Source organism: Johnsonella ignava ATCC 51276 (assembly GCF_000235445.1).
Taxonomy (GTDB): domain Bacteria; phylum Bacillota; class Clostridia; order Lachnospirales; family Lachnospiraceae; genus Johnsonella; species Johnsonella ignava.
Map to the genome: position 1 here is coordinate 57,188 of NZ_JH378839.1, position 6,260 is coordinate 63,447.

Here is a 6,260-nt window from a genome sequence, read left to right on the forward strand (position 1 = left end):
ACTATTTATTCCCGCTTAAACCTAGTATTGCCTTAATATCTTGATCGGTCAATGAAATGCTATATACTCTCGTATAGTAGTCTTTAAATTCCTTAATAAAATCTTCATTAGTGAATTTCTCAGGGTATGCTTTCGATCCTAACCATAAAGGCATAAGTGGTGAATCCATACAAGGGGCTGCCCATGAATATGTTGTTTTTGGAATATCATAAATTTTCTTTTCTTGGAACGCCTTTATCATAGACCAATCTTGCCCTTCTATATTATTTTTCAAATATGCTCCAGCCGGTACTCCTTGAAAAACAAAAATCATATCTGGATTCCATGCCTGAATTTGTTCCATGTTTACTTCTGCTGTACCTTGAATTTCATTAGCAACATTAATTATTCCAGCTTTTTCGAAATAACTTTCAGCATAAGCATCAAAAGAACTTTTTCCTGCAACCATTAATTTTCCTTTAACATTTCTAAATATCCACAACGCCTTTACTTTTTCTAAATTTGATTGTGGTAGGATTTTTTTTGATAATTTCTCGGAATGTTGCCACTCATCAGACAGTAGACTTTTCTTTTCTATATCAAAAATTTCACACAATAGGTTATTCCATGCAATAGTTACATCTTTAGGGTCTGTTAATTTAGGAGAGAAAAAATTTATAATAGGGACACCTATGTTCTCAAGATTTTTCTTTTGTGCTTCTCCATAATATAAAATTATGTCAGGTTTAAGAGCTAAGAGCGATTCTTTATTAATAGAAAAATCTTCACCAACAAATTTAGTGTCAATATTTTTATATTTCGGAAACACTTTTTCCATAATACCATCATCAGATTGAATAAAGGCTTTCTCATTAAGTCCAACTATCATCTTTTGATCAGGTATTAACTTAATGACAACTGAGGTAATAGGAGGAGCGACAATTACCACTCTCTTTATATCTTTTACTGGCGGAATCTTAACATCTTCCCCGCTTATATCCTGTATCACTCTTTCTTTAACTTCTTTATTGTTAACATCATTTTCAACAGATTGCTTACTGCAACCTACAAAAACACATCCTAGTACTATAATTGCAAGCAAAATTATAATTTGTTTTTTCATTATCCTAACCTCCAATTTAAAAATGATTTTGAACTAATTGGTCTGCATAATTCAAAAATCTTAATATTGTGTTTAATTCTTCTTCTGAAAGATTTTTAATAAAATCAAATAAAGCCTTATCATGTTCATCATGATATTCTTCATGATATTTGTAAGCTAGTTTCCCTTTTTGAGTTAAAAATAATTTTTGCCTTTTTTTATCCTCTGAATCCTGTTTTTTTTCAACTAAATTCCTTTTTTCTAGCTTCAATAAAGTTTTGTGAACTACTGCTCTAGTTATTCCAAAATTACGTGCGATTTCAGAACTGTATATTCCGGGATAATCGCCAATCATCTTTATAATATGAATTTCTCCTCTATAAAAAACCATATCATTACTTCCAAAATCTAAAATATTTGTCTTTCCATTAGAAATTTTCTCTGTAAGTTTAATAAATGAGTCTATAACTTCATTTTGTATAGATGTCAACTTCATATCTCACCATCCTTTCTACGTAATTCACCTGCAAACAATCCAACTTTTATTCGCTTTTCCAGTGATAAATTCGCTTTTCGCATTGATTGCTCAATTTCAGATTTTTTTGGTGCCGGTTTCATCCCATTTATATATCCTTTAAGCCAATTTAATATATGCTCTTTATGATATTCTTCATTTTCAAAAAATGAACCAATTATCAGTAAATGTCCATTTAATACTAATGCATCAGATAGTTTGCAAATAAACTCCGTAATATCCATATTAACAAAATTGAAAATTCCTGAAGCAATAATTAAATCATAGCCATCACCTATAGCATCTACATTAAAATCACCTTCTAAAACAAAAATTTTGTCTTGCATATCATTTTTCTCAATTATCTTTTTACTTATGCAGGCAACCTCAGATGTTTCAAATACACAAGCTGTACTATTTGGAAAATTTCTAATAAACTCAATAGACAATACTCCACTACCACCTCCTAAATCTAAGACCTTATAATTTCTATATTTGTCAGAAAATAATTGTTTAATTTCCCTATTAAAGTCATCTACTCGACCGGTAACATACATTTCATCATGAACGATTTCAGCAAGTTCTGAAAAATCTAATTTATCATTTTGTCCTAACGAATTATCTTTTACCTTATCACCTATATTTGATATTGAACCCAACTTTTCTCTAAATAAAATTGCTTTTCCTATATACTTTGAGCTGTTTTTTGAAAGGTATAATTTGCTACATTTTGTATTGCAATATGTTAAATTATTTTTTTCTATATAACCGCACGATAATAATGCTGATAAAAAATATTTTGTATTTTCTTTGTCATAGTTTGTCGATTTTAGGAATTCTTCTAGTGTTGTTGGTTCATCTAAATAAGAAAAAATATCTAATTTAAGAGCTTCAAAAAGAAGTTCCGCTTCTCGATATTGCAAAATAGTTTTATAGTAAATATTTGGTTTTAACTCCATATTAAAACTCCTTATTCTTAAAAATTTTGTATGCCTAGTATACTATAAATTTAATTGTATGTCAAGCATACAATTAAACCATTCTCTTTGTCTTATACCTATCCTTATATTCCCTCTGCTTCCATTCTATCCTTTACCTTTTTCATATACCTATAATTATACTCACGCTTCTTTTCTCTCTTTTTCCTTAGTTTTTCAAGTTCCTCAAGTTCTTCCTTTGTAGGCTCTTTCTTCGGCATTTCAAACTTACCAATAAAATTTAGGTATATTTCAACTTCCTGTATCCTCTCACAATTCTCCCATTTCCCCTCGTGAACTACTATCTTATCGACAAATTCATTGATCATTTGGGTTGTGAGTTCGCTAAAGTCAGTATATTTCTTTACAAGTGCGATAAACTTGTCGGCTCTGATACTGTCTTCCTCAAAATCTCTTAAGGTTTCTTCTGCTTGTTCTATTGATTTTTCTAATACCGCCTGTTCTTTTTCAAAATCTTTTAACATCATATCAAAATGCTTGTTTGATAGTTTTCCGCTTACATTATCTTCATATAGCTTTCGGATTAAACTATTTATTTCAGATATTCTTTTTTCTTCTTTTGCTAATCTTTTCTTTAATAGCTTTGATGTTTTTTCCTGTTGCTCCTTTGATGCCCGATATACTTTTTTAATAAATTCTTCTTCATTCAATTTTACATATTCACTTACTTCCTTTATGGTATCTAAAACTAATTTATTGATAACTTCACTTCGGATATAGTGTGATGAACATTTTTCTTCAAAATTTCCTCTTGCCAAGTTATAGGTTGAACAAATATATTCATCTTTTAGAGGACGCCTTTTATCTGTTTTTCTTCCTAACCAATCCCTCTTAAATCCTGCTTTTCCACGATGGTTATACATTTTGGCTCCGCAGTCTGCACAATACACAAGTCCTGTTAATGGATTGGCTATGCCTACGCTATCCGTTCTTCTAATTGTTTTTCTTAGTTTTTGAACTGTATTAAAGGTTTCTTCATCAATAATGGCTTCTTGTGTATTTTCAAAGATTACCCAATCTTCTTTTGGTGTTTTCTTGTTTCTATGGCTTTTATAGGACTCTTTGTAGGTACGAAAGTTCACAGTATGTCCCATATACTCAGGTCTACTTAGAATATTGCTTATGGTTGTTCCTCTCCAAAGATATGGCTCTGTTGAGTTATAGTTAGATATATGGTTTCCCATTCCTCTTTGAGCAAGATAATATGACGGTCTTTCAACTTTTTCTTCTGTTAGAATCTTGGCTATTTGATACGGACCGTTTCCCTCTAAACTCATCTGAAATATGCGTCTTACTACTTCAGCAGCTTCTTCATCAATAATCCATTTGCTTGGATTGTCTTTATCTTTACGATAGCCATAGATAGCATGGTTTGATGTATGATGTCCTCCCTCCAATCCTCTTGACTTTAATACGCTCTTTATCTTTTTACTGGTATCTCTGATGTACCATTCATTCATAATATTTAGAAATGGTGCAAATTCGGCACTTTCTGTTTTATTGCTATCAACACTATTTGCGACAGCTATAAAGTGTACTCCCTTTTCTCTAAACATCACTTCTGTATAAAAACCTACTTGAAGATAATCACGACCAACACGACTCATATCCTTTACTATCACAGTATCTATGATGTTGTTTTCTACTCCTTCAATAAGCTTCTTCCAAGCCGGTCTTTCAAATGAACCTCCTGAATATCCGTCATCTGTAAAGTGCATAATATTGGTATATCCATGCTTATCAGCATAATCTTCAAGCATTTTCTTTTGATTTATAATTGAATTACTGTCCCCTACCATTTCATCATCACGAGAAAGTCTTTCGTAGAGGGCAGTTATTTTTTTGTTTGTAGCCATTGACTTTTCCCCCTTTTTAATTTTCTAATCTACACTTCATAGAATATAACCTCAGTAAAGTGTTTCGGAGGTTGGGTAAGTTTTTCTTTAATCTCTTTATTTTCAATGATAATAACATCTCCAATGTTTACATCAGGAAGCTCCATATCCTCATTCTTCTTGGATTTGTATTCTTTAAGATATTTTGTAAAGCCTTCATCTATAATGACTTTTCCTGAACTTGTAAATTCAAAGCCGTCAAAAATTGCTACAATCTTAGTAGTATTCTCGATTAAAGGATAACCTACACTTGCGTGTAGCTTATTAAAAATCAGTCGATACACTTTTGCTTCACTCTCCGGAATACTCGATAAATCTTCACTCATTGAACTTACTGTCGGTATAATAGCATGATGATCGGTTACCTTGCTTGAATTAAAAATGACCTTAATACGCTGTGTATCAAAGTCATTTTGTCCCAATATATTGTTTATTGTGCTTGTAATCATATCTGTTGTAAGGTATCTGCTATCTGTTCTCGGATAAGTAATCAGTTTCTTTTCGTATAAACTCTGAGCATAATCAAGAGTCTGTTTTGCTGAGTATCCAAAATACTTATTACACTCTCTTTGAAGTGTTGTCAGGTCAAAAGGCAAGTCAGGTTTAGTGATTTTTTCTTTTGTGATCACATTGGTGATTTCAATTTTTTCTCCGATTAAATTTTTAAGCTGCTCTGCTATCTCTAAATTATCAATTCTATCTGTAAAAAGCGTAAAATCATTTATAGAAAGTTCTACGGTGTAATATTTTTCTTTCTTAAAATTTGCTATCTCATCATCTCTTTTTACAATCATGGCAAGAGTCGGTGTCTGCACTCTACCAACAGAATAATTTTGTTGATACAGCAGGGAATAAAGCCTGCTGATATTCATACCTATAAGCCAATCTGCTATCGCTCTTGCCTGTGCCGATTCAAAGAGATTATCATAGTCCTTTCCGTCTTTTAGATTATCAAAGCCCTCTTTAATGGCACTGTCTTCCATTGAAGAAATCCAAAGTCTCTTCATCTTCTTTTTACAATTTGCCTGAAGATATACCAATCTAAAAATACTTTCCCCCTCTCGTCCTGCATCACAAGCATTTATGACAGTATCAATATCCTTATCATTCATCAGCTTTTTAAGTACAGTAAACTGCTTCTTCGTTGCCTTTGCCACCTCATATTTATATTCGCTTGGGATAATAGGTAAGTCCTCTATATTCCATTTTGCATACTTTTCATCGTAAGTATCGGGATTTGCCATCTGAATTAAGTGTCCTACACACCAAGAAACTCTGTATCCGTTTCCCTCATAATATCCGTCTCTTTTGCCGTTTGCTCCTATAATCTTTGAAATTGAAAGGGCAACACTCGGTTTTTCTGCTATCACTAACTTATGCGGAGTAGAATTAAATGTAAAGTTGTTTGATAAAGTGTTTGTTTTAATCATATTTTAATCATCCTTTCTTAACATAAAAAATGTTTAAATGTAAATGGAATATGCTTTTTACAGATTTAGCATATTCCATTCATTTAAAAACTTTAATTAGTTTGTTTTCCTAAACTATTAAGCCATGTCATTAGATCTTCATCCTCTGTCCATGATTTCATATTTTTGCTAACATCAATTAAACTTGCAGATTCAATAGCTTTCCTTTTAAGCGTAACATCAGCACGTGCATAAATCTGTGTTGTTTTTACATCAGCATGCCCTAGAAAATCTCTGATGTATATGAGATTTACACCCGATTGAAGTAAGTGCTATTGTCTTTTGAATGACCTTAAACAATGT

At 31.8% G+C, this 6,260-nt stretch carries 4 protein-coding genes and 1 pseudogene; all 5 read right to left on the reverse strand.

Translation table 11 applies throughout. The annotated features are described in order from the left end of the window. Position 1: 1 nt before the first annotated feature. Positions 2-1,102 (reverse strand): ABC transporter substrate-binding protein, encoded by a 1,101-nt coding sequence (locus HMPREF9333_RS10710; RefSeq protein WP_005541980.1) that lies wholly within the window; start codon positions 1,100-1,102, stop codon positions 2-4. A gap of 16 nt (positions 1,103-1,118) precedes the next feature. After that, positions 1,119-1,577 (reverse strand): MarR family winged helix-turn-helix transcriptional regulator, encoded by a 459-nt coding sequence (locus tag HMPREF9333_RS10715; RefSeq protein WP_005541984.1) that lies wholly within the window; start codon positions 1,575-1,577, stop codon positions 1,119-1,121. Beyond that, positions 1,574-2,554, reverse strand: coding sequence for a class I SAM-dependent methyltransferase (locus HMPREF9333_RS10720; RefSeq protein ID WP_005541985.1), 981 nt, complete (start codon positions 2,552-2,554; stop codon positions 1,574-1,576). The genes HMPREF9333_RS10715 and HMPREF9333_RS10720 overlap by 4 nt, the downstream gene beginning before the upstream one ends. A gap of 104 nt (positions 2,555-2,658) precedes the next feature. Continuing rightward, on the reverse strand, positions 2,659-4,449 hold the full coding sequence (locus HMPREF9333_RS10725; protein ID WP_005541987.1) for a recombinase family protein: 1,791 nt from the start codon (positions 4,447-4,449) through the stop codon (positions 2,659-2,661). Positions 4,450-4,499: 50 nt separating this feature from the next. Next, positions 4,500-5,918 (reverse strand): annotated as a pseudogene (locus HMPREF9333_RS10730) (DNA topoisomerase); the annotation flags it as partial. Positions 5,919-6,260: the final 342 nt, after the last annotated feature.

Bases quoted from the DNA above. Each gene is read 5' to 3' on its own strand.
- HMPREF9333_RS10720 (WP_005541985.1), bottom strand. From the start codon at position 2,554: ATGGAGTTAAAACCAAATATTTACTATAAAACTATTTTGCAATATCGA.
- HMPREF9333_RS10725 (WP_005541987.1), bottom strand. From the start codon at position 4,449: ATGGCTACAAACAAAAAAATAACTGCCCTCTACGAAAGACTTTCTCGT.
- HMPREF9333_RS10710 (WP_005541980.1), bottom strand. From the start codon at position 1,102: ATGAAAAAACAAATTATAATTTTGCTTGCAATTATAGTACTAGGATGT.
- HMPREF9333_RS10715 (WP_005541984.1), bottom strand. From the start codon at position 1,577: ATGAAGTTGACATCTATACAAAATGAAGTTATAGACTCATTTATTAAA.